At 32.3% G+C, this 24,715-nt stretch carries 28 protein-coding genes; 9 read left to right on the forward strand and 19 right to left on the reverse strand.

All coding sequences use genetic code 11. The features are described from left to right. Positions 1-4: 4 nt before the first annotated feature. The 5 genes from pfkB to norA form a co-directional block, all read right to left on the reverse strand. Positions 5-925, reverse strand: a complete 921-nt coding sequence (pfkB, locus tag HMPREF3134_RS07285; protein WP_070441865.1) for a 1-phosphofructokinase — start codon at positions 923-925, stop codon at positions 5-7. Positions 926-927: 2 nt separating this feature from the next. Then, complete coding sequence (locus HMPREF3134_RS07290; protein WP_070441868.1) at positions 928-1,683, reverse strand: DeoR/GlpR family DNA-binding transcription regulator; 756 nt, start codon at positions 1,681-1,683, stop codon at positions 928-930. A gap of 153 nt (positions 1,684-1,836) precedes the next feature. Then, positions 1,837-2,316: a Cys-tRNA(Pro) deacylase gene (gene ybaK, locus HMPREF3134_RS07295; RefSeq protein ID WP_037548444.1), complete on the reverse strand. Its 480-nt coding sequence runs from the start codon at positions 2,314-2,316 to the stop codon at positions 1,837-1,839. Positions 2,317-2,412: 96 nt separating this feature from the next. Beyond that, the gene (locus tag HMPREF3134_RS07300; RefSeq protein ID WP_070441871.1) at positions 2,413-2,898 is read right to left on the reverse strand and encodes a hypothetical protein; all 486 of its coding nucleotides are present in this window, start codon (positions 2,896-2,898) and stop codon (positions 2,413-2,415) included. Between the two features lie 260 nt (positions 2,899-3,158). Next, positions 3,159-4,331, reverse strand: a complete 1,173-nt coding sequence (gene norA / locus HMPREF3134_RS07305) for a multidrug efflux MFS transporter NorA (RefSeq protein WP_070441874.1) — start codon at positions 4,329-4,331, stop codon at positions 3,159-3,161. 240 nt (positions 4,332-4,571) lie between these two features. Between norA and HMPREF3134_RS07310 the strand changes: the two genes are divergently transcribed. The 3 genes from HMPREF3134_RS07310 (at position 4,572) to HMPREF3134_RS07320 (ending at position 6,115) form a co-directional block, all read left to right on the forward strand. Beyond that, positions 4,572-4,991 (forward strand): PPC domain-containing DNA-binding protein, encoded by a 420-nt coding sequence (locus HMPREF3134_RS07310; RefSeq protein ID WP_037548434.1) that lies wholly within the window; start codon positions 4,572-4,574, stop codon positions 4,989-4,991. Between the two features lie 231 nt (positions 4,992-5,222). Continuing rightward, positions 5,223-5,840: a DUF1361 domain-containing protein gene (locus HMPREF3134_RS07315; RefSeq protein ID WP_070441877.1), complete on the forward strand. Its 618-nt coding sequence runs from the start codon at positions 5,223-5,225 to the stop codon at positions 5,838-5,840. Continuing rightward, a complete protein-coding gene (locus HMPREF3134_RS07320) occupies positions 5,837-6,115 on the forward strand; it encodes a hypothetical protein (protein ID WP_011276462.1) in 279 nt (92 codons plus the stop codon). The genes HMPREF3134_RS07315 and HMPREF3134_RS07320 overlap by 4 nt, the downstream gene beginning before the upstream one ends. 302 nt (positions 6,116-6,417) lie before the next feature. On the opposite strand, the gene HMPREF3134_RS07330 is transcribed toward HMPREF3134_RS07320, so the two are convergent. The 4 genes from HMPREF3134_RS07330 to HMPREF3134_RS07345 form a co-directional block, all read right to left on the reverse strand. After that, positions 6,418-7,791 carry a cryptochrome/photolyase family protein gene (locus HMPREF3134_RS07330; protein ID WP_070441882.1) on the reverse strand — a complete coding sequence of 458 codons (1,374 nt, stop codon included), beginning with the start codon at positions 7,789-7,791 and terminating at the stop codon, positions 6,418-6,420. A gap of 98 nt (positions 7,792-7,889) precedes the next feature. Beyond that, the gene (locus HMPREF3134_RS07335; protein WP_070441884.1) at positions 7,890-9,455 is read right to left on the reverse strand and encodes an SLC13 family permease; all 1,566 of its coding nucleotides are present in this window, start codon (positions 9,453-9,455) and stop codon (positions 7,890-7,892) included. A 175-nt stretch (positions 9,456-9,630) separates the two neighbouring features. Continuing rightward, positions 9,631-9,927 (reverse strand): hypothetical protein, encoded by a 297-nt coding sequence (locus tag HMPREF3134_RS07340; protein WP_037536459.1) that lies wholly within the window; start codon positions 9,925-9,927, stop codon positions 9,631-9,633. A 73-nt stretch (positions 9,928-10,000) separates the two neighbouring features. Next, the gene (locus HMPREF3134_RS07345; protein ID WP_070441887.1) at positions 10,001-10,930 is read right to left on the reverse strand and encodes a CobW family GTP-binding protein; all 930 of its coding nucleotides are present in this window, start codon (positions 10,928-10,930) and stop codon (positions 10,001-10,003) included. A 223-nt stretch (positions 10,931-11,153) separates the two neighbouring features. Here HMPREF3134_RS07345 and HMPREF3134_RS07350 point away from each other — a divergent pair, with 223 nt between their 5' ends. Further along, a complete protein-coding gene (locus tag HMPREF3134_RS07350; protein WP_053024932.1) occupies positions 11,154-11,591 on the forward strand; it encodes a global transcriptional regulator MgrA in 438 nt (145 codons plus the stop codon). 148 nt (positions 11,592-11,739) lie between these two features. Here the strand turns inward: HMPREF3134_RS07350 and HMPREF3134_RS07355 are convergent, their stop codons facing one another. Together HMPREF3134_RS07355 and HMPREF3134_RS07360 are read right to left on the reverse strand one after the other, a co-directional pair. Continuing rightward, complete coding sequence (locus tag HMPREF3134_RS07355) at positions 11,740-13,401, reverse strand: amino acid ABC transporter ATP-binding/permease protein (RefSeq protein ID WP_053022736.1); 1,662 nt, start codon at positions 13,399-13,401, stop codon at positions 11,740-11,742. Continuing rightward, positions 13,398-15,029 (reverse strand): ABC transporter ATP-binding protein/permease, encoded by a 1,632-nt coding sequence (locus tag HMPREF3134_RS07360; protein ID WP_070441890.1) that lies wholly within the window; start codon positions 15,027-15,029, stop codon positions 13,398-13,400. The genes HMPREF3134_RS07355 and HMPREF3134_RS07360 overlap by 4 nt, the downstream gene beginning before the upstream one ends. Before the next feature lie 304 nt (positions 15,030-15,333). Between HMPREF3134_RS07360 and HMPREF3134_RS07365 the strand changes: the two genes are divergently transcribed. The 4 genes from HMPREF3134_RS07365 (at position 15,334) to HMPREF3134_RS07380 (ending at position 18,128) form a co-directional block, all read left to right on the forward strand. Further along, a complete protein-coding gene (locus HMPREF3134_RS07365; RefSeq protein ID WP_070441893.1) occupies positions 15,334-16,209 on the forward strand; it encodes an undecaprenyl-diphosphate phosphatase in 876 nt (291 codons plus the stop codon). A gap of 213 nt (positions 16,210-16,422) precedes the next feature. After that, the gene (locus HMPREF3134_RS07370) at positions 16,423-17,097 is read left to right on the forward strand and encodes a hypothetical protein (protein ID WP_011276471.1); all 675 of its coding nucleotides are present in this window, start codon (positions 16,423-16,425) and stop codon (positions 17,095-17,097) included. Positions 17,098-17,103: 6 nt separating this feature from the next. Beyond that, positions 17,104-17,550, forward strand: a complete 447-nt coding sequence (locus HMPREF3134_RS07375) for a YaiI/YqxD family protein (RefSeq protein ID WP_070441896.1) — start codon at positions 17,104-17,106, stop codon at positions 17,548-17,550. An 11-nt stretch (positions 17,551-17,561) separates the two neighbouring features. Beyond that, a complete protein-coding gene (locus tag HMPREF3134_RS07380; RefSeq protein ID WP_037549149.1) occupies positions 17,562-18,128 on the forward strand; it encodes an LOG family protein in 567 nt (188 codons plus the stop codon). Between the two features lie 90 nt (positions 18,129-18,218). Here the strand turns inward: HMPREF3134_RS07380 and HMPREF3134_RS07385 are convergent, their stop codons facing one another. The 4 genes from HMPREF3134_RS07385 to HMPREF3134_RS07400 form a co-directional block, all read right to left on the reverse strand. Beyond that, complete coding sequence (locus HMPREF3134_RS07385; RefSeq protein WP_070441899.1) at positions 18,219-18,764, reverse strand: GNAT family N-acetyltransferase; 546 nt, start codon at positions 18,762-18,764, stop codon at positions 18,219-18,221. 101 nt (positions 18,765-18,865) lie between these two features. Then, positions 18,866-19,162 (reverse strand): hypothetical protein, encoded by a 297-nt coding sequence (locus HMPREF3134_RS07390; protein WP_011276475.1) that lies wholly within the window; start codon positions 19,160-19,162, stop codon positions 18,866-18,868. 167 nt (positions 19,163-19,329) lie between these two features. Continuing rightward, entirely contained in the window at positions 19,330-19,830 is a 501-nt protein-coding gene (locus HMPREF3134_RS07395; protein ID WP_070441902.1) for an SA0632 family lipoprotein, read from the reverse strand. A gap of 65 nt (positions 19,831-19,895) precedes the next feature. Further along, entirely contained in the window at positions 19,896-20,345 is a 450-nt protein-coding gene (locus HMPREF3134_RS07400; protein ID WP_070441904.1) for a GNAT family N-acetyltransferase, read from the reverse strand. 125 nt (positions 20,346-20,470) lie between these two features. On the opposite strand from HMPREF3134_RS07400, the gene HMPREF3134_RS07405 reads away from it, so the two are divergent. Further along, on the forward strand, positions 20,471-21,160 hold the full coding sequence (locus tag HMPREF3134_RS07405) for a DUF1129 family protein (RefSeq protein ID WP_011276478.1): 690 nt from the start codon (positions 20,471-20,473) through the stop codon (positions 21,158-21,160). Between the two features lie 152 nt (positions 21,161-21,312). On the opposite strand, the gene HMPREF3134_RS07410 is transcribed toward HMPREF3134_RS07405, so the two are convergent. The 4 genes from HMPREF3134_RS07410 to HMPREF3134_RS07425 all read right to left on the reverse strand — a co-directional run bounded on the left by HMPREF3134_RS07410 (position 21,313) and on the right by HMPREF3134_RS07425 (position 24,674). Further along, positions 21,313-21,801 (reverse strand): DUF456 domain-containing protein, encoded by a 489-nt coding sequence (locus tag HMPREF3134_RS07410; protein ID WP_070441907.1) that lies wholly within the window; start codon positions 21,799-21,801, stop codon positions 21,313-21,315. Beyond that, on the reverse strand, positions 21,801-23,021 hold the full coding sequence (locus HMPREF3134_RS07415; protein ID WP_070441910.1) for an MFS transporter: 1,221 nt from the start codon (positions 23,019-23,021) through the stop codon (positions 21,801-21,803). Before HMPREF3134_RS07415 ends, HMPREF3134_RS07410 begins: the two co-directional genes overlap by 1 nt. A 43-nt stretch (positions 23,022-23,064) precedes the next feature. Beyond that, positions 23,065-23,919: a LysR family transcriptional regulator gene (locus HMPREF3134_RS07420; protein WP_011276481.1), complete on the reverse strand. Its 855-nt coding sequence runs from the start codon at positions 23,917-23,919 to the stop codon at positions 23,065-23,067. Between the two features lie 143 nt (positions 23,920-24,062). Then, positions 24,063-24,674 carry a ribonuclease FAU-1 family protein gene (locus tag HMPREF3134_RS07425; protein ID WP_070441913.1) on the reverse strand — a complete coding sequence of 204 codons (612 nt, stop codon included), beginning with the start codon at positions 24,672-24,674 and terminating at the stop codon, positions 24,063-24,065. Positions 24,675-24,715 lie beyond the last annotated feature (41 nt).

The raw sequence follows: 24,715 nt of genomic DNA on the forward strand, positions 1-24,715 counted from the left end.
AATTTTACTCCCCATCAAGTACTGTAATAGTAACCTGTGATTTAATTTTTTCTATATCTTCTATTGTCGCTAAATCTTCAGTAAATGCTGTTGCTGTCCCAGAAGCAACAGCTTGTTGAAATGCATCTTCAAGTGATAATCCGGATTCAAGACCTGCCACCATACCAGCAACAGTGCTATCTCCTGAACCAACCGTATTAACAACTTGTCCTTTAGGATTTTGAGCTTTTATACTACGTGCTTTATCTATATAAATTGCACCATCTCCACCTAAAGATATAATGACTGATTGTGCACCTTCTTTTAATATTTCACGACCATACTTAACAACATCTTGGTCGCTCTCAACAGTCATATCAAACATTTCTTCTAATTCATCTTTATTAGGTTTAATAAATAATGGTTGATATTTTAGCACTGTGTTAACTAAATCTTTTTCAGCATCAACCACCAATTTTGCACCTGTGCTTTGAGTTATTTCTGCAATTTGAGCATACGCATCACTTGGAATACTCTTAGGTACACTACCAGCAACAATGACTGTATCTTCCTTTGTTGTCTGTTTAATTTGATTTAATAATGCTAGGAATTGGTCATCAGTAATAGACGGTCCAGGTGCATTAATTTCAGTTTCGTCACCAGATTTAAGTTTTACATTAATACGTGTATCATCATCAACTTTAATAAAGTCCGTTTTAATTTGACTTTCTTCTAATGTCTGAGCTATAAATTCTCCAGGAAAACCTCCAGCAAATCCTAATGCTGTAGATGATACACCTAGTGTTTTTAAAACACGAGATACATTGATACCTTTTCCACCTGCAAATTTATAAGTAGATGTCGCTCTATTTAACCCTTTTATTTCAAATCCATTAGTAAACATAATGTAGTCAATAGATGGATTGAATGTTACTGTATAAATCATGATTAACCTCCTATAAACACGTACTTCTCTTTATATTGTTCAAAATGTGAAAGTTCTATTGTTTGCTTTGAAACCACCATTTCAACATGGTTTTGACTAATTGGCACATGTGCAAAATAAACTTCATCTATTTTTGAATGATCAAGTAAAACATATGATTGATTTGCTTGTTCCATGGCCTTCTCTTTTATTAGTGCCTCTTTTTCATCTGGTGTCGTAAGACCATATTTTAAATCTAAACCATTCATTCCTAAAAAAGCCTTATCAAAACAATAACGACTCAAGGTATCAAGTGCACTAGCACCTACTGTGGCAAATGTTGTTTCTTTAACCTGTCCACCTATCATCAAAGTTTTGATGCCTTGGTTAAGTAACTTTTCAACATGTGTTAATCCATTTGTAACCACTACAATATTTTGTGCTTTAATGAATGGAATCATTTCAATCGTTGATGAACCAGCATCCATAAAAATGCAGTCATTATCTTCGATGAGTTTTGCAGCAAATTGACCAATTACTCTTTTTTCTTTTAAATTTTGCGACAATTTATCCGACAGAATTGGTTCATTATTTCTATTACTATTTAATGTTGCTCCTCCATGAACTCTTTGAAGTCGACCTTGTTGTTGCAATTTCGATAAATCTCTTCTAACAGTTGAAGCGCTGCAACCTGTTCGCTCTATTAATTCTTGGAGTGTGAGAAAATCTTTTTTCTTTAATTCCTGAAGTATTAAGTCATGTCTTTTTTCAGAAATCATTTAACCACCCCGCTTCAACTCACATTATAATGTGTACGCTTACATTTTTCATTCACAAATTGTCAAAATCAATCAAAAACATTCATTTCGGTTTAAAAATTAACAGATATTACACAATTTGTCATCCCATTTGTAATATCTGTCACTATATTGCTATTTTTGAGTAATGTCTTCTACTTGTGCATTTGTCATTGAAACAAGATCCTCAAGTTGTAACACAATTTGAATTCCTCGTTGTCCACCACTCACGATAATTTTTTCGCGTAAAGAAGCAGATTGATCAATCGTAGTTGGAAATAAATGTTTCATACCTACTGGAGAACAACCACCTCGTATATAACCTGTTACTTGTTTCAAATTATCTAATGGCATTAGCTGTAATTTCTTTTCATTAACGACACTTGCCGCTGCTTTCATATCTAATGACTCACTGACTGGAACTACAAATACGAAATGATCATGTTCAGCATTTTCTAATACAAGTGTTTTAAAAACATCATGGACATTTTCACCGACTAATTCTGCAACGCGTTCACCATCCATATGCCCATCTTCCAATTCAAATGTTTTGACTTCATAATCTATTTTGGCTCTGTCTAACATACGCATCGCATTTGTTTTCTTATGTTTCATACACGTTCACCTCAAATTCATCTTTAACTATAATCTTACTACGTTTTCTATGAAAAATAAAAAGAGCGCTCTTCTCTATTATAAGAAAAGGCGCGCTCATTGTGCGTTATTAGATAAGGCTTCTATTTTACCCGTTTTATTTACTGCAATATTACTACTTTGTGATTGATGGTTTGGATTCAATTGATACGTAATATCTTGATTCGTTTCACCACTACGTTCTAAATTGACCACTTTACCATATTGATGATTCGTATAATTTTGAGCAATTATTCTACATTCTTCAGAAGAATATTCATGCTTATTACTATTTGCATTGTCATGGGAAGTGGAATCTATTTTATTATAGTGTGTTTCCATTTTGCGTTCATCGGCATTTTTCTCTGATGCTTTAGCTGTGTGACTTGTAGTAATATCTAACATTTTTTCAGTTGCAGAGACACTACTCACCTTTGAAAATGTAGAAATTGTCTGATGCACTCTAGCTAAGGCATTTTGGTTTGTAGCTATAAATAATAAGAAAGCTAGACATAACGATAAAATTACAGCCACCATACCTAAAAGTATGTTTTTTAAATTCATCTCCTTACCCACATTTCTCTCTAAATTTTTATTTATCTTAACATATATATAGAGTAAAAATAATTATGTAGACTGCAATTTAAAATAACTGTAATCTTTGTAATACTTCTATTAATAATCGACGCTATATTGTTACAATTTAACAACATAAATGTAAAAACAAGCAATGACATCGTCAATTTTTCAATTAAAAACGAATGATGTCATTGCCTATTCTATTTAATATTCATATTATCTCTTACTTATCTATTCTATGGTCTTTACTTCGTTGTGTGTTTTCGACGTCTCGTTGCTTGCAGTGCTTTTTCAACAAAAATAATCACGATACCGAACAACATAACTATGATTGCCATATATAAAGGAAATTCCACGTTAACATCAAATAAAGCGCCTGCTACTAATGGACCTACAAAGTTCCCCATACTAGTAAATGTGGAGTTTAATCCACCCGCAAAACCTTGACGATTACCTGCAATGTTAGAGAAGTAGTTCGTAAGTGCTGGACGAATCAAATCGAATCCAATGAACACGATAAAACTAATAAACATGATCGTCCAATAACTATGCGACAAGATTAATAAACCAAGTACAATCGCTGAATAGAGTAATGACCAGATAATAAAGGTTAATTCAGTCATGTATTTCATAAATTTGTCGAAGAAAAAGACTTGGAATACCGCTCCTGCTACGCCACCACCAACAATTGCGATTGAAATATCACGTGGTGTATAGTTGGCTTTCTCAGATGTATAAAGTGAGAATAATGTTTCAAATGCTGATAGACCAAATGCCAGTACTAATGTCAAAATAATTGGCGTAATAAATACTTTCCAGTTAATTTTTGTAAATACTTCCGGTTCGATTGAATGGAATCCTTCAGTTGTTTCTTTGCGTGGGTTATGAATTAATAATAAAGACATGATAAATGCTAATACACCTAAAGTTCCCGCAAAGTAAAATGGAGCTCGATGAGAGAATTCCGCTAAAAATCCGCCAATCCCTGGACCTAGAATAAAGCCTGAATTGATAATAGCTGACATGTACCCAAAGTTCTTGGCTTTGTCTTTAGCTGGTGAAATATCTGCAATCATACCAGTTACACCAGGCATTACCATTCCTGCACTAAAACCACCTAATATACGAGAAGCGATTAATACAGGAAAATGATGACCGATAGCGAATAGAAACTCCGATATGGCAAATAGAACTAGACCAATGCAAATAATTAATTTTTTTCCAAGTTTATCAGCCATCGTACCACCGAATGGTGAAATAATCATTTGAGATAAGGCAAACACTGCTACCAATATGCCTAAGTCGCTACCTTTTAGACCTAAATCTTTCAAGTAAACGGGGAGTACAGGTATTACCAATCCGATACCTACAAAGATTAAGAAAATATTGAAGTACAATGTAAATAATTGTTTTTTCATGATGACACCTCATTTCATTTTTTGTTTGGTAAATTTCATCATTTCATTGAAGATCAATTTTAATCACGCTTCTGATTAAATATAAATGAGCTACGTCTAATAACATAGTTGAAAATTACATAATATTAGGACATTGTATACTATTTAACTTCTATATTACAATAGTAAGATTTAAATTCTAAGCAATAAAACTTACTGGCTAGTATAATGTAGGTAACTTATCAAATTGAGGTGACGATGATGAAATATAATAAAGATGGTCAAACGTTTCTTTTAGTGCTAGACAAAGGTGAAGATATTGTAGAAGTCCTAACACAATTTGCTGTGGAGCAAGAAATGAAATTCGGTTCAGTTAGTGGTATAGGCGCATGTGACAACGTAACGTTGAATTTTTACAATTTAGACACTCAAAAATATGAAGCACGTGAAGTTAATGAAGCTTTAGAACTAACAAGTTTACTTGGCAATATTTCACATATTGATGATAAACCATTTGCGCATTTACATGGAACATTCGGAACACATGATTTCCAAACATTGAGTGGTCATTTAACGAAAGCTATTGTATCAGCTACGGCTGAAATAGTAATTCAAATGACTAACTTAGATGTTAATCGTACACATGATGAAGAAACTGGATTGAACTTATTAAGACCTTAATGCAATGTATAAATTAAATTAGCCCATAGATGACATATTTAGATATGCATCTATGGGTTATTATATGTATTCCTCATTTATTACATTAAAATAGCGTTTTATATCTTTAAATTTCTTTTGACTAGATAAACATAATGCTTAAATATTTGATTACCATTTAGGTAACCTTTATTATTAATCATTGACTAACTAAAATAAACTCTTATTTTTTCAAAGAAAGTAGTGTTTAAAATGACTTCGCGTTATATTGCCAGAATATATTTCATAATACTTTTCACATTCTCACTATTTGAAACACGTGTTTTTAATTTTATGAGTTTAAACCTCTTTTTAGCTTATATACCATTTGAGTTGTGTTTACTATTAAGATTATTTAAGCCAAGAAAAAAATATGAATGGCCACTATTTTTAATATTTGGTTTAATTTTTGTATTGCTAGTGCCTAATACGTTTTATATGCTAACGGATTTAATTCATTTAAATCAATTTACATTTGATTTTTATGTTCAATTAAATATTATGGAATGGCTGTATTTTACTTACCTATTATTAGGCGTCTTTTTAGCAATGTATTGTATGATTCTTATATTTATAAATTTGATGCATTTCACTTCAAACTTATGGCTAAATCGTACTCTAATTGTAGTGCTTATGTTCTTAAATGGTTTGGGTATTTATATGGGTCGTTTTTTGAGATTCCATACTGTTCATTTGATCACTGAACCTTTCACTATTATTCATCAGGTGATTGCATCTTTAAATACACAATCCATAACATTTATTTTACTTATGGTATTACTACAAACCGTAATCATTATATTCGTGAAAGGAGTGAGAGTGGCAAAATGATTTGGCACATTATGATTCTTCTAATCATTATTATTGCTTTACAACTCATTATTGGACATTTCTTTCATAAAAATGGTTTTAGTATGACACATAGTATTATCCTTATGTTATTACCACTTGGTATTGGTTTGTATCTCGTTCAAATTTTTTATTATGAACGCCGTTATCCTAAATGGGAAGTGCCATTAAATGTCAAACTACGATTAAAATATATGTATTTGGTTACTTTCTTAGAATACGTAGCCGTATATATATGCTTATTTGCCTTAAAATAACACTCAAAACCTTGGTGAAAGTAAGTGTTCACACACTTACGTAAGTAGTTCTAATATAGGTAATTAAACGTAGTTGAGTGCGGGGCCCCAACAAAGAGAATTTCTTAAAGAAATTCTACAAGCTAAGCAAGTTGGGGTGCGGGGCCCCAGCAAAGAGATTTTCAACAAGAAAATCTACAAGCTAAGCAAGCTGGGGTGTAATAAATTTTGGAAAATATTATTTCTGCCCCACTCCCTTCTAACAAAAGTAAATTGGAGTGAGACAACATTTAATTTGATTGCTATCTCACTCCAATTATTTTTTATATTTGTTTAAATACTGACATAACATGATCTCTTGCTTCTTTATGATCGACTAGTGGTTTTGGATAATCCTGACCTAGTTTAATACCTTCTTGTTCTAACTCCGCTTCATGTTTAATAGGTTCATGTAATAATTTAGGAGTAACATCATTTAACTGTGGTATAAACGTTTTAATGTATAAAGCATCTTTATCAAATCGTTCACTCTGACGACTTGGATTAAACATTCTAAAGTAAGGAACAGCATCTGTTCCTGTAGATGCAGACCATTGCCAACCATGTACATTTGATGCGGAATCAAAATCGATTAATTTTCTTCTAAAATAATCCTCACCCCAAGTCCAATCAATGAACAAATCTTTCGTTAAAAACTGTGAAACAACCATTCTCATACGATTATGCATAAATCCAGTTTGATTTAGTTCAGTCATTGCTGCGTCAACTATTGGAAAACCAGTATGTCCTTCACACCAACTTTTAAATTCATCCTTATTATACTCCCATTTAATGTCACGATATTTTTCATTAAATGCCTCATGAGCTGTGTTTGGATATTGTGTCATTAACACATAATAGAACTCTCTGAACATCAATTCTCGTATAAACTGTTCAATATTATGTTCGTCCTCTTCATAACGCTCTAACAATTGAGTAACAATTTGTTTAATGTCTATTATGCCATAAGCTAAAATGATACTTAACTGACTCGTTAAAACTTCAGGCAAATATTCACGATTGGTTTCATAATTTTGTATGTCTTGATCTATATAATCATTCCATTTTTTAATTGCTTTTGATTCTGAAAGGCCAAACTTCGAATAATCTTGGTTTAACTTTTGCTGAGATTTCACGAATAAATCAGACAAGTCCTTTAATTTATAGGCATAAGAGTCATGCTTTCTTAGTTTGGAACGATGTGCCTTATAAAAGCTGGTAAACACTTTGTATGGTTCCCCTTGTTTGTTCATCGTAGCGCTTGGTTTGAAATAGTGATTGGCACGCACTGTGGTAACTGTAATATTGTGCTTGTTAAAAGCCTTTTTTAAATGACGAATATCATAACTTTCTTGATGATAACTCATAATATCGCCAGCAACAATAACTTCATTGATAGATTTATCATCACAAAAATCTCCTAAATCACTATAGTCTAACAAGAAGGGTTCAATATCATACTGTCTTAAGTCATTTAGAAATGATTGCATTACACCAAAATAATAATTTGCTTTCATGTCTGTGTCATCTTCTTCGAATATTTCCTGTGGAATAATGAGGTAGCATTTCTCAATATCCTCTTTATTTTGATGAATATATTCAAATAATGGATTATTATTAATTCGGAAAACGCGATTTAGTATTACACCTATAGTCATCATTTCACTCCTGTTATTAAAGGTTCATTAACTTTACCCTTTTTCCAATAATTAAAATCAGAAACTTTATGTTTCGACCTAATGGAAAACCAAAGTCTTTAAACCAATCCTAACCATTTCCAATACGTCAAACTAAATATAATCACTAAGATATAGGCAATAACCGTTAGTGGTACACCTGTCTTTAGGAAGTCTTTAACTGTGAATGTACCCGTACCATAAGCAAGCATGTTTTGTGGTGCGCTAACGGGTAATAAGAAACCAAAGCTAATTACAAATTGTTGAATTAGAACAAATCCAATCGATTGATCACCTAAATGTAATGTAGCTGTAAGTGAAATAAATACTGGTATAAGCGCCGAAGATAAACTTGTTGCACTCGCAAACCCAAGATGAATCAAGATATTAAATAGTGTTATAAGAGCAATAGTAGCTATGAGTGGCATATGTTGTAACCCCATAAGCCCGAAGGTTTGGTCACTCAGCCACTGTGCAGCGCCTGTTTTTAATAGTACATTCCCTAGTGAAATCCCTACTCCAAATACTATAATTGTTCCCCAAGGTATTGTTTTTTCTACACCTTTCCATGTAATAACACCAACTTTAGGTGTTAACATAATTGCCAAAGCAATTAAAGTAATGGACGCAGAGTCTATAGGATGTAGAATCTTTTCAGTAGACCAGAAGAAAAGTAATAACACAGATATAATTATCAGACGCCATTCTCTAAAAGAGACTGGTCCTAATTTATCTAATTCTTCTTTGATCAGTTCTTTACCGCCTTCAATTTCTTTATGTTCAGGCGGCATCACTTTCATCATGATAAAGAATAACGCGATTGACATAAGGATAGACCATGGTGCAGCATATAAGAACCATTCTCCCCATGACACATCGTGTCCTAAGTTCTGATTAATAAAATTAGTAGCTACAATATTTTGAGCAGCCGCTGTTTTTATACCAATGTTCCAAATCGAAACAGCTTGGACTGCTGTAATAATTAAAAGTGATGCAAGTTTACTTTCCTTTGATACTTTGAATGCGGCAATCATACCTAATAAGATTGGTACAACTGCACCCGCTCTTGCAGTTGCTGAAGGAACAAAGAAAGCTAGTAAAATTGAAACTAAGATTGCACCGATAACAATATTACGTGTTTTATTACCTACAATTGATAGCACTAGTAAAGCCAAACGTTTATGTAATTGCGTCTCTTGCATCGCTGCTGCCAAAAATAATGCCGCTGCTACTAATGCAACCGCAGATGTCGAAAATCCACTAAAGGCATGCGTTAATGCATTTCCCGTGCCTAACCAATCTGTGCCAGATAATATTTTATCTCCCTCTTTTGGATTACCTAGTTTCTCTGATAGTTGTTGGACTGGACTAAATCCACAAATTAAAATGATTAAACCTAAAATCATTGTTGCTGATACTGGATACGTCACTGCTTCAGTTACCCACATAATAACGGCAAACGCTAAGATGGCAAGTGCTCCTTTTGCCATTATTGGTAACCCTGCTGGTGTTGGTAATAACAAGATAATTAATAAAATGGTAAAGCTTATAATAATCCATAATGGCTTATAACCACTTTTACTCTTTTTTTCCTTTTTATTTTTTAAAAGGTTGTTATTCTCCTGTGTAGCCTGCACTTTTTCCATAGTTACCACTCCCTTAATTCGTCAAATTCAGTATATCAAGAAAGCGCTTCAATGATGATGGAATGTGACAAAATACACAAAATATTCACTTTTCATATTATTTTAAGCATAAAAAAACTTTGTGATAACGTCTTACTGACTATCACAAAGTCTATGTCATTCTTAACAAAATTATTTAACCAAAAATTTCACGATTTAAGCCAAACACATATAATAGCGTAAAGAATGTAGCCGCACTCAAAACAGTCAAAATTAAAGATAAAATAAGTGTTCGTTTGAAGCGATTAATAAAAGCTATGAATAAAATACCTAAATTGTATGCAAAAAAGAGTCCGAATAAAGCCATTGTCACTTTAATGTTAGTATAAAATATATTAAACAATAGTACGATAATAGCAAAAACTGTATAAGGAATCGTAATACATCTAAATTCAAAACGAATTTGCTTCGTACGTTTATCCTCGTTATTCATGGTCAAACCCTCCTATTTTTATTATAAAACATAAAAAAGTAAACGCCTATGTCATAACTGTGACAAAACGATATTATGTGAATTGAATCATATCAAGTTGATTACGTAATCTATCTGTATCTAATGACTCTCCAATGATAACGATAGTCATCGGTACGTCTTTATCGATAATGCCATAATCAGGTAAGCCCATTGCATATTGAAATTCATATGTTACTTCTGGTAGATCTCTAAACTTCACAAATCCTTTTAAGCGAAGTACACTATCTGGCAAACGCATAATAAATTGATAAAATAACTGACGGTCTATTGCTGCTGTAAATGTATACTGCATCGACTGAATCCCATGATGATGTGTATGTTTATGCTGAATTTCATTATGTTGAATCACTTTACCATTGATTTGTTCATCGTTAAATTGACTATAAGTAGTAATAATTATAGGCGCTTGTGGATTGAGTTTATTTAAATTTTCTTTAACGTCGTTAAGTGCTTCTTCACCTATTAAATCAATTTTATTTAGTATTATCGTATCACTATAACGTAATTGTTCTTCTAATAACTGAGTTGTTGAAGGACTATAGACTTCTTTTTTAGTGAATCTTTGTGCATCTACAATACCAATAATTGTTGGTTCGTGAATATTTTTTATTATTGTAGGGTCTTGGCAAGCCGAATAAATCTCAAGGGGATGCGCTAAACCAGTTGCTTCTATAAGAATATGACTCGTATCTGTTTGATCAATCAACTGTTTTAATTGGTTAACTAAATCGTTATTTAAATCACAGCATACGCAGCCATTAATTAATGAATGAATAGAAACATCATTTCCAAGTAATAAACTATCAACGTCAAAAGATCCAAATTCATTCATTATAATTGTTATTTTCTCATCTTTTTTTAATAATTGCTCTATATAATGTTTTAGAAATGTAGTTTTACCACTTCCTAAAAAGCCATTTACGATTGTAATTGATATTTTTTCATTTTTATTATTTATCATTTTAAAATCTCTTTTCTTTTTAAAATTAATTTGAATATGATAATATATGTATTTATTTTAGATTACACTTGATTAAAATAGAAATATCTTCTAGAATTTAAACATACTTTAATTTTAGCATGGCATTGAGACGAAGTGTGTTGCAAGTTATATTTTATACAACATAGACGAAATTTAATCCGAAACATAGAGAGACGGATAGAATGTCTGGAGGAGAACTTTAATGTCTGAACAACATAATTTGAAAGAGCAACTCTGCTTTAGTTTGTACAATGCACAAAGACAAGTTAATCGCTACTATTCAAATAAAGTCTTTAAAAAGTACAATCTTACGTACCCACAATTTTTAGTGCTAAGTATTTTATGGGATGAATCTCCTGTAAATGTTAAAAAGGTAGTTACAGAACTAGCTTTAGATACTGGTACTGTATCACCTTTATTAAAAAGAATGGAACAAGTTGACCTCATCAAACGCGAACGATCTGAAGTTGATCAACGTGAAGTATTTATTCATCTTACTGAGAAAAGCGAAAAAATCAAACCTGAATTAAGCGATGCATCTCAAAAAGTCGCGAATGCTTCTTCTTTAAGTAATGATGAAGTACATGAACTCAATCGTCTATTGGGAAAAGTCATCAATGCTTTTACCGAGTCAAAGTAAAATGACATGCTAATACTAAGCCAATTAAAGTTATTCGTTTCGAATCAAATTACTATATATTTATCAATAACGAAAAACCTGAGTTATCTATAACAGATACCTCAGGTTTTTCGTTTTAAGGCAACGTATGCGTATATTTAAACATTGTCTAATTCATTTTTAATAAACGACTTAAATAATGGTTGCCATGACTTAGTTCATCATAACTCCCTTGCTCTTTAATCTGTCCATCAATAAGAACAACTATCTTGTCGAAATATGGCAGTAATTTTAAATCATGCGTTGCAATAACCAATGTTTCAACTTGTTCATCAATCAATTGCATCACTTGTTTAGTATTATCCTCATCTAATGCAGTCGTTGGTTCATCTAATAACCATATTGGGGAACCTTTTAGAAAAAGTCGACCTAATGCAATACGTTGCATCTCACCACCTGATAATGTATTTCCATCTAAAGTGATTGTTTTTTCTAAATCTAGATAGCCTAAATTGAGGCTCGTTAAGACACGTTGAATAACATTATCATTTTTACTAGAGAACATATTGTAACGTAACGTACCATCAAATAATTGTTGTGATTGTAAAAGAACATTAAGCTTTTCAAAGCGAATGTCTTCATCTAGTTGTGATATGTTCTGACCATCGAGAGAAACTTGTCCTTCATCGATATCGTACAAACCACTCATAATTTGTAACAATGTACTTTTACCTGAACCAGATGGTCCAACAATCGCTACTTTTTCCCCTTTCCCAACAGTTAAATTAATATTGGATAACGTTGGTAATTCTTGATGTTCATAACTAAAGGATACATTCCTAATATTGTAGACGTTACTCTGTTTTGTTACAAATGATTGCTTAGATTGATCTACTGGATATGATAGAACATCATTTAAACTATTTAACGCTTCATCTGTATCTGCTTTATAATATGCAAAGTTACTCATAGGCACTGTTTGTTCGAATAGAGTTAACATCATCAAAACAATACTCGTTAAATACACAACATTTAATTGTCCTTCTTTAACTTGAATAAATCCCAATGCTAAGGTAGCAAATATAGCGATCATTGCGATTATATTTAGCATATAATCATATAAAGTTAAAAATCTCGTTTCTTTCGATTGCATTTTGTCATACGATTCTAATGCGTTCATTAAATCTTCACGATAGGCTTCTGCATTGTTAAAACGATTTAACTCGGCATAGCCTTCTTTATAATCATAAAATTGGGTAATCGTAGTTTGTTGCTGTTGTTCAACTTGTTGCTTCAATTTACCTGCACGTTTGGCACTCAACCACGGTACAAGCCAAAGTGAACACAACATACTTATAATGATAACTATAGCATGCATAACACTAAAATATACCAATGTTACTGCTGCAATAATTGCTGTGAAACCAATGACAACCGGTGGATAATAGACTCTTAAATAGATGTTTTGTAAAGCTTCGACTTTGCTTATCATTTTAGTCAATAAATCAGCAGATGAATATTGGCGATATAAATTAGGTACTCTAGGGATTAATGTTTCTAAAAATTGAACCCGAACATCTCGTAACATTGTAAATGTCGTTTTATGTGATAGTAAACGCTCCTCGTATCTTGCAATCGCACGTATAAACCCGAATAACTTAACTGATACAACTAACACCATTAATGCATATAAAGGTGCGCCTAAAGCACTTTGAGTTACCATGTACCCACTTAAGAAGAACATTGCTAATGCAACGACACTCCCAATAACACCCGTCAATATTGCTAATATTAAATATTTGTCAGGTCGAAATCGAATTTGTGGTTTCACACTAAGTCACCACCCTTTTCAAGTCTTACAGAAATCGTTTGATCATCTTCAACTAAGTAACCATCTTTTATAAACAATCGTCGCGTTGCTTGACGAATCGTTGAATCGCGATGCGCAATCATAATCATCGTTACCCCTTCAAAATGTTGTGCGATAACTTGTTGAATAACAGTTTCAGTCTCTATATCCAGTCCAGTCGTAGGTTCATCAAAAACAACAATATCAGGATTCATCAATAATACCCTTGATAACTCAATACGACGCATTTGTCCGCCTGATAGCATTTCTCCACCTTCACCTATTCTGCTATGAATACCATTTTTTAGAGACATAACCTTTTCTTTTAGCCCAACCATCTCTAACACATGAAGAATTTGGTCGTCATCAACTTTTTTAAACATTGCTATGTTGTCTTTAATTGATGCTGAAAAAATATAAGGATTTTGACTGAGCATTCCAATTTGATTAACACATTTGTTAAAGGACACATGCCCACTCGTCGGACGTACTATTTGAGTAAGTAATTTGGATAAAGTCGTTTTACCTGCACCACTTGGTCCTACAATAGCTATATTTTCACCCTTATCTATCTTGAGCGATATATCACGAATGGCATAAGAAGGACTATTAGGATATTGGTAATTGACGTTGCGCATCTTAATAAGTGATTCTTGTTGCTCTTTTACTATTTCTCGATTAGTAAGCGGTGTATTTTCAGAATCTAAAAATTCAAAAACTACATCACTAGCACCCTCACTTTGTTTACCTGTGTGGAAAGCTTGTCCTAAATCTTTTATAGCATTATAAAATTCAGGAGCTAATATAATTGCAATAGCTGCAGTTTTAAAATCAATATTATGAAAAACAACAAGACTTAATGCTGCTTCTAATGCAACCAATCCAATACCAAGCATACTTATGAATTCGAGCATCAAACTTGATAAAAATGCACTCTTTAATATGCGCATCGTTAAATCTCGAAATTGTGTACTATCTTCGTATACTTGTTTTTTCGTGTGGGCTGTCTGTCTAAAAAGTTTAAGTGTAATCAGTCCCTTAGACACATTAAGAAAACGTTGGCTAAACTGATTTAAATACGTCATTTGATCTTTTGATTCATCACGTGTTTTAAGTCCAAAAATGATATAAAAAAGTGGAATAAACGGTGCTGTAACTATCATTATTAATGCAGTATTTAAATGGATAAAACACATTGCTATGATAATCATTAAAGGGATCATCATAGATTTAAAAACCTGTGGCAAATAATTTTTAAAAAACGGGGATAGTCCGTCTATTGTCTCTGTTAAAATATTAATTTGCGTTCCTGTAGCAATAGTTGATTCTTTCAAAACAACTTCTCGACGCAATTGATGTTTAACTTTGCCAGCTAACGTATCACCTAATCTTAAGTTAATCATATTCAATGTTGCTCTAAGAATTAAAACGATTAAGATGATAATCACTAATGAATTTACAGAACTCAAATGATTGTAAAGCACTCGATTTAAAAAACTCGCAATACTTATATTCTGAACCACTACTGTTATTGCTAAGAACATACTCACAATTCCCATAAATAATGGAAATACTTTATAATTAAGGACTAAATTCATTAGTTTTTTCACTTTATCTTCACCTAATTTATTATTATAAAAGGTTCTCAAATGTTTATCATTTAATATCTTTTAAAAAACAGTGACAATATAATGAACATAACATCTCATCCTTAAGTCCGTTGCGGTAAGTTACGTTATATCAGTAAATTAATAAAGGTACTGCGATATATTGTATATAAAATCAATTATTAGTTATCTCATTATTATTAGCGTTGATTTGATGCGTTATGATATTATAGAAAAGTGAATTTTGACAACAATATATTGAAAGACAACAATATTTTAAATTTTTAATAAAAGAAAGAGGTTACTTATGATTATTATCGAGTTTATCAAGGGCCTTATCTTAGGTATTGTCGAAGGTTTAACTGAATTTGCTCCAGTTTCATCTACAGGTCATATGATTCTAGTGGATGATATGTGGTTAAAATCGACTGAATTTCTAGGTCCTCATTCAGCTTTTACATTTAAAGTCGTAATTCAATTAGGTTCTGTTTTTGCTGCGGCATGGGTATTCCGTGAGCGTTATTTCGAAATGTTACATATTGGCAAATATAGAAACACTTCAATAAATGAAGAATTCCGTTCTAAACCACGTCGATTAAATTTACTACACGTATTAGTTGGTATGATTCCAGCTGGTATATTAGGTGTGTTATTCGACGATTTTATTGAAGCGCATTTATTTAGTGTTCCTACTGTAATGATTGGTTTATTCTTAGGTGCAATTTATATGATTATTGCAGACAAATATAGTAAAAAAGTTCAAAATCCTAAGTCAGTTGACCAAATCAGTTATGTTCAAGCATTCGTTATTGGTATCTCTCAAGCGGTAGCAATGTGGCCTGGTTTCAGTAGATCTGGCTCTACGATTTCAACAGGTGTCTTGATGAAGTTAGATCATAAGTCTGCTTCTGACTTTACCTTCATTATGGCTGTACCTATTATGCTAGCTGCAAGTGCACTATCATTAGTTAAAAACTATCAATATATTGAACTTGCACATATTCCATTTTACTTAATTGGATTCTTGGCTGCCTTTATTGTTGGCTTGATTGCAATCAAAACATTCTTACACTTAATTAATAAAGTTAAGTTAGTACCATTTGCAATTTATCGAATCGTATTGGTAATAATTATAGCCATTCTTTACTTCGGCTTTGGAATTGGTCAAGGCATTTCAGGTTAATTATAAATCAATCTAATAGTGGCTTTACGTCACATAACATCGTCAAAGATTTAATCTTTGGCGATTTTTTTAGTCAATTAACTGACTAAGACACACTCCTAACCTACCTAGTTTTACTTAAGTTAATATAAGGGTTCTAGCTAGTTCCTTCGTTTAGTATGATGTATCATAGGGTAATGAAGATAAATAGTAAATCTAATGGAGGCAACGAGTATGGACAAAAAGAAAATCATTAAAACGGCGATTAATGTTTTACCGATCATTATTGTGCCACTAGTAGTAGAACGTAAGCGTATTAAATCTCATCCTGAGGTACAAAAAGCAACTCATGCAACGTCAAATGCAGGACAAGCGATTGCGAATAAAGCAACAGGTGCAAAAGAGTATTTAGGAGATAAAAAACAAGAATTCGACAACAAACGTGAATTAAAGAAAATTGCAAAAGAAAATGACCCTGAATACATTCAGAAAAAAGGCGAAAAGTTAGCTAAGAAAAACTATAAAGAAGCTGACAAAATGAATAAAAAACTTCAAAAAAATATCGAACAACGTCATAAAGAAGAAGAAAAAGAGCGTGAAAAAAACGAAAAACAACGCATTAAAGACATGAAGAAAACTCAAAAATATCAAGAAAAAGTTGGTTTAACTCCTGGTAAACTTGATGATGAGACAGAGAAAAAAGGCGAAAAACTCGAGAAAGATAATAAAAAAGACGTTAATAAGCTAGATAAAAAGCTCCAAAAAAATATTGATAAACGTCATAAAGAAGAAGAGAAATTACAAAAGCAAGAAGAAAAAGCACGCATCAAAGAAATGAAAAAGTTCAAAGATCATGAAGCTGAAAGTGTTGTTACACAAAATAAAAATGAAGATAACAATAAGGCGTAACGCTTTATGACACGTGTAATCATTGATGGAGATGCTTGTCCAGTAGTTGATTCAGTAATTGAATTAACTAATGGGACAGGCATTTTTGTTACCATTTTACGCAGCTTTAGCCATTACTCAAATAAAGTGCTCCCAGATCACGTTGAAACAATTTATATTGATGATGGACCTGATGCTGTTGACTATAAAATTGTAAAGCTAGCTACACCAGAAGACATTGTAATAACTCAAGATTATGGACTTGCCAGTTTATTACTATCTAAAGTTAAGATTGTAATGCATCATAAAGGGCATTTGTATCGTTCAAGTAACATAGATATGTTATTACAACAACGTTATAATAATGCACAGATAAGAAAGCAAGGCGGTCGTCATAAAGGGCCTCCCCCTTTTTCAAAAGAAGATAAAAAACAATTTGAGCGTGCATTTAAATCAGTTATCAAACAACTGTAGGAGGAAGAATAATGAAGCGAATTGCAGTATATTGCGGTGCTAGTAAAGGTAAAGACCCCATTTATGTTAAAGAAGCATACGAACTTGGTAAATATATGGCTGAGCAAGGTTATGAATTAGTTTTTGGTGCAGGTTCTGTAGGTATTATGGGTGCAATTCAAGATGGTGTATTAGATCACGGTGGACATGCTATTGGTGTAATGCCTAAGATGTTAGATGAAAAAGAAATCACTAGTCAAAAAGTGAGCGAACTTATTCTTGTAGATTCAATGCATGAACGCAAACAAAAAATGGCGGAACTTGCAGATGCTTTTGTAATGGCCCCTGGTGGCGCTGGATCTCTTGAGGAATTTTTCGAGACTTATAGTTGGGCGCAAATTGGCATTCATGAAAAACCAATTGCCGTTTATAATTTAAATGGATTCTTCAATCCACTTCAACAACTTATAAATAGTATGATTGAAGAAGGATTTATTGATGAAAAATATAAACAATTAGCACCTTTATATAATTCTAAAGAAGATTTAATTAATGGGTTACTTAATTTTAAACCCTTAGGTATACGTACATACGATTAATTATAAAGCGACATGTTTTGGACTATTATATTTATAAAAGTGATTATTTATCACATAATATAACCATCCAATCTCATGTCGCTTTTAATCTTATATTGATAATTGTTTATAATAACGTACTTGTCTTTTTAACATATGATATTTGTTTAACTCTGGTAATTCAAAATGGTCATATAATGTCATGCCAATTTTTTCCATTACTTTTCTAGAAGGCAAATTATTTTCTGCAGTAAAGCTATAAATAGCTTCAATCCCCTTTTCTTTGGCAAATGCTAACACAGCTGTTGCACCTTCAGTGGCAAGTCCGTTACCCCATACTTCTGGAATAAGACGCCATCCAATTTCATATAGTGGTAATTCCTCAAATGGGTATTGGCTATCTTGAGGTATATAATTAACCCCAATAAAACCAAGCCATTCGCCAGTCTCTTTAAGTTCAACTGCAAATAAGCCTATACCGTTTTCTTTAATAATGTCATCCATTTTTTTCATATCTAATTCAGAACGTCGATAACTTAATAAACTTGGAAAATAGCGTCGCACTTGAGGATTAGCATTCATCTTTTGAAATGGCAATAAATCTTCTTGCTTCCAGTCTCGTAATTTAAGTCTTTCTGTTTCTATATATGTAGCCATTTTAAACACCCCATTTTAAAGAAATACATGAGTAAAAAAGTGCGATATGGATATAGACCATAGCACACTTTATCCGTCTTTAAATTTGATTGAGTAACTAATTAACCTCTAGATATATAACTAACGAGTTCAATGTGTACTGGAATCTCTTTTAAACGATCACGTTGATCTTTAGGTGCAACAAAAGTTGCATCTACAAAGTCATTACGATGGTTAAGTTTAAATGTAGCTACAAATGTGTCGGTATCAGATTCAAAGTTTGGTAAGTGTGCAACCACACGTTTGATTTCACCAGTAGAATCAACAATTGTACGTCCAGTAATATTTTCAATTTCACGTCCTAATTCAGGTAATGTGATTTCGCGACCTTCTAAAATGTGAAAATCTTGTTCATGCATGTGTCATCTCTCCAATATTATAGTTTATGATTAAACGTTTTATTATGTAGTTAAGCTTAATTTATACAATGATTAAAATGTGAATTGTAAATGATTTAAATTTAGTTTACCCTACATTCGTACATGTCAAACTTGACGTATGAGGCCGGCTAAATTTCCTTCATTATTTAAGTAATTTTATTAACGGCTACTTGATGTGTATCGTCTGAGCTACTTTGTTCACTTGTAGCATTTTCACCGCTATTTGATTGACCCTCTTGAGTATTACTAGATGGATTAGATTGCTGTGAATCACTACCGCCATTTGTCTTAGAAGTATTCGTTTCGTTACTTGACGTGTTATTTTCAGTGGTACTTTGGCTCTTAGACTGTTTGTATGTATCACTATCTGATGATTGATTTGAGTCACTACTATCACTTTCATCACTTTCCGAATCATCTTTAGCTGATTCTGTCGCAACTGAATCATCCACTTCTTTTTGAAGCTTTTCACGTTGGTCGTTAAGTTTCTCTTTTTGCTTTTCTAAGTCTTTCTTTTGATTTTTCAAATCATCATTTTCTTTTTGAAGTTCTTTAACATCTTTCTCCAATGATGCTCTTTCATCACTTTTACCGCAAGCAGACAACATAAGTGTCGCAGAAAGTAGAAGTATCAACCATTTTTTCATGCTTTTCTCCTTTATTACGAATGAGTAATATTATTTTAACATGAATTAAGAACCTATTCATTTGTTTACCTTAGGTCTTTACGCATTTTTACATGACTTATCGCATAACCATTCGCTTTATTGAACTCAATCATTGCATCATTTGTAGCATCAACCATACCTTCAATTGATTTAGCACCCATTTCAATCGCCCAATTTTCTAAAGCAATCTTTAGACGCTTAGCATGACCCAGTCCTCGAAAATGAGGGTTAGTGTATATCATCTCAGTGATTACTTTTTCTTGAACTGCCTCAAAATGCCCCCAAATAAACGAAATTAAGTGCCGTGTGTCTTCGCTCAATTCAATTAAAATTATTTCATTACTGTGCTTTAATCGTTGAATAATCATATCTTGACGTAATCCAATTGATAGATGTGTCGCATTGTAATGTATTTCTCGCTTTTCAATATAATATTCTTGTATCTTTGCGATGGATTCAATCCATTCCATATCTTTAACAGTTAGTTTTCGCATAATGACTTCCTTTATGTTATACATTATATTCTATATTTATCTATGGTATGATTATCCATATTTAACATATAATAATCTATTATTTTTAAAAATAAAATAAGTTTAGACGTTAAGGAGCTTAGTCAATGAAATCCACTGCGAAATTAGCACGTGAAAATAATGTAAAATCATTGCGCCTAAATAATACAGATAGAGAAATCTTTGAAAATTATATGACATACATCCGCGCTGATTTACGCGTCAATCCGCATGACAGTGAGGTAATGCTAAGTCGTATATTAAAAAGATTATTAGAAGCTGAGAATGAAGGTACGTTAGCATTAGAGTTTTTCGAACATAATCCAAAAGCACATGCTAAAAAAGAAATTAAATCATTGCCTAATGAAACGTTTCAAAATATATTTAAGTATATTTTCAGGAATTTTATTTTTTTAATTGGTATTTTTTGTTTCTTTAAAGGCTTTATTGGCTTTTTTATTGGTGGAGATAATAATGAAGTTTACTTGTATACATTTCCGATTAGTGTCATAGCAGGTTTATTTATTATTTTTATGTTTATATTAGTCATATTTAAGACGGTTCAACTTCAAAGTTTCAATAATTCACATTGGGTGTGGTTATTTAATTACACTATTATCGCTTTACTGTTAGTCGCTTTATTTTATGTCTTTTTTATTCCGCAATCATTTTTAGCTTTTGGTCCTTACATTCTTATTAGTAATTGGTCATTTATTATAATTTCAGCCATCATTACGCCGATTGCTTTTTATATACAACATCATTTTGTTAACAAGGATTCAAATACTATCTTATAATACGTTGTCACGATGAACTAAGACTTGTAAAGTAGCATTTTATAAAAATTAAAAAGGTTAAGCATCTATATCGTACGTGCGCAATGATGTTCTAAAAAGACGAATTGAAAACTCAAAGCCACTATGATATGAATGACTTAACCTTTTTTTAATTATCCTACTAAAAACACATCTATAAAGAACCAAATGATCATAATGAACATAATTAACGCTTGTGCAACCGAACTCGCTAAAAATGCTACTACAGATCCAATGCTTGCTTTAAGTGCTTTTCCAAAATCAAAATCTTGCACTAATTCTACAATGAGCACTGCTATAAAAGGTACGATGATAATACCGAATGGTGGAAGGACGAAGCACCCAACAATCACACCTATTAACGCAGCATATTCACCCAGTTTAGAACCGCCAAAGCGATTTACAAAGTATTTATTCATTAAAAAGTCAGATACTAAAATAAATACAGTGAACAAAATCATAGCTACATAAAATATCCATGATAACCCATCTTGAGAGAATCCAAATTGATAAATTAAGAATCCTACCCATAGCACAAGTACAGATGGAATAATAGGTTTAATTAAACCTACAAATGCTAAAACAAATGATAATAGTATTAATATCCATAAAACAACTTCCATTACTTAACTTTCACATCCGCTTCCGTATATTTTTGATCTTTCGTAAAGAATATCAATATCATTCCTATGAAAATAGATGTTGCTGAAACGAAGAAAACATTCTCCAATCCAACCCAATGGCTCATTGCACCACCTAATAAATTTCCTAACAACTGTCCAATCACCATTGCATTCGCAAATAATGTTGAAGCATAACCTGGGAAATCAGGTAAAATATCTTGGAAATAGCTAATACCTAATCCGAGTAAGATAGCTAAAAATAGTGCTAAGAAGATTTGTCCGATCATCATAGCATAGATATTTTCAAAAACACCAATACTAAAATAGAAGGCACCACCACTAACTCCACCTAAGATTAACAACGTTCGAGTAGCTAACTTAGCAGATAACATACCTAATATAACCATAAAGGGAACTTCTAAGCCGGCACATAAACTTGCTAGCGTTCCTACATATCCCTCTTGCTCCTTAAGATAATCTGTGACAAATAGCGGCATATTCATTGTGTACATCCATTGACCTATATGTAATAAAATAAATGCTATAAATGGAATAAATAGTGTTTTATCTTTAAGCATATTAGGCGCAGTCTTCTCAACATTGGCTGTACCACCAACTTGCTCTTTTGCTGATAAATTTAAATCTTTATAGAAGAAGATTTGTAAAACAAGTGTGAATAATAAAATAAAGACGGTGCCACCAAAAAGTCCAGCATATCCCATAAATTGAATTAAATACGCTCCGATTAACGGACCAAATAAGAAACCAAAAGAAAACATAGAGCGTAAAACAGTATTGGCAAATTTGGCATTATTTCTTGAAGATGAAACGTTAATGGATTCACGTGCAGATGCATATAATTGTGGCATTGCTGGAGCGAATAACCCTTGAAAAATAGCGTATACAATAATAAACAACCAAATATTATGAATATAAAAATAAATCGAGAAACTAATAGCCCCCATCATTAGTGCACTAATGATGAGTACTTTTCTATTAATGCTATGCGTATCTGAAAACCGAGCGACAATAGAATTGACTGTAAATTGACTCACTGCTGCTAGGGCAAGTAGAATACCGAATTGGTTAGTTGTCATCCCTAGTTCTTTAGTCGCGAATAAGACGAAGTAAGGTACTGTGATGGCAATCCCCATACCTAATAGCATCATATTCACAACGAATAATTTGTAGTTTTTTATATGCAACAATGCTGCAAACATTTTTCTACCTCTATTCTTATTTAATTACACGTTATCCTAATGATTAGCGAATAAAGTTAAGCATCAAAGTAACAAATGACTCAACTTGAGGGAGTTGTAACATGCTACTGTCATAACTCATAAATGTTGAGCGAATAAGTGGTTGATTGTCGATGTTTACCTTTTCAAATTCGAACATATTTTTATCTATATTTTTCATCATGATTTCTGGAAGAATCGTAACCCCTACACCACTTACTAACATTTCTTTGCATGTAGCAACTTGATCCACTGTTATCGTTGCGTGATAGTCTTGTCCAAGATTCTCATTATACCATTCTTTAATTTGATTAATATAGATAGGATCAGCTTGAAACTCTATGAAAGGTAATTTAGAAACCTCGCTCTTTCTTTCTTTTGGGTAGATAAAATAATGATCATCGTCAAAGAGGTGTGTATTAGTCAAGTTCATTACTTTATTTCCTCGAGTTATCATCACATGATAGTCTCTATGATTTGCTTTAATTTGTTCTGTAGAACCTACTTGAACTTGTATCTCAACATTTGGAAATTGTGAATTATATAAACTTAATACTTCTGGTAATAACGTTTGACCAATCAATGATGAGCAGCCAATTGAAATGGTACCATTCACTTCTCCAATATGGGCTTGCATTTTATCAAAAAATACACGCTCTCGTTTTAACATGTCACGAGCGTGCTCAATAATCATAGCCCCCTCAGTGGTAGTGATTAATTGTTTCTTTGTACGAATAAATATGTCTACACCAAATGAATGCTCTATTGCTTTCAGTCGTTGTGTTACAGCTGGTTGAGAAATATATAATATTTCTGCTGCTTTACGTAACGTCTTGGTTTCATCTAATGTAATTAATAATCGATAGTCTTCTATTTTCATAGCTTCCCCCTACTAATGTTTATTCATGAACATGGCTATGAGCAACAAAAAAAGTTTAAGACCGAAACGAAAACTATATAAACAATGCTTCACATTTACTTATCATTCCGCTTCGCTCCTAATATTAAAGGCTTAGAGTTCCATCATTTCCCTTTGTTTACATGTGGCTTATGATGTTGAATATGTTTTTTATACGTCTTATTATAATTTGGCTTTCTCAACTTACCAACCATCTTGTTATAGCAATACATAATTCGATTATTAACATCATCAAAATTTTCATTGATTTCAATCATCAATTGATGCGCAATCATATAAGCTTCATGATATTGTTTTTTAGTGATTTGTTCATTTTTTAATGCTAATTTCAAATCATTTTCATCAACGAGCTCATATTCTCCAGTTGATGGTAACACAAGCACATCCAAGAATAAATCGAGTGTTCTAGCATTGCCCTTTTGAGTAATATTCTTAATATTGATATCGAAGTAATACTCCAATGGATTTCCTTTATCATCAAACATTGCAGTAATACTATATCGTTTCTTTTCCGGCAAAATCTGCAACCATTGATAATTGTCATTAGCAACAATTATATTCTGGCCTACTACCGTCACCTCTAAAGGTTCACGAACCTTCTTCATCGTGACCAAGCCAATAATACCCTTAAATCTATTATTATTTACCTTAACTTCTATGTAATCACGTTCTAATAGGCGACGCCAGTGACGTTTATCTATATATTTAATTTTCATAAAGCCACCAACTCCTTGTCATTATTATATTAAACTAACTA

Origin of the sequence: Staphylococcus sp. HMSC14D10, from assembly GCF_001808125.1 — a bacterium.
Classification (GTDB): Bacteria; Bacillota; Bacilli; order Staphylococcales; family Staphylococcaceae; genus Staphylococcus; species Staphylococcus haemolyticus.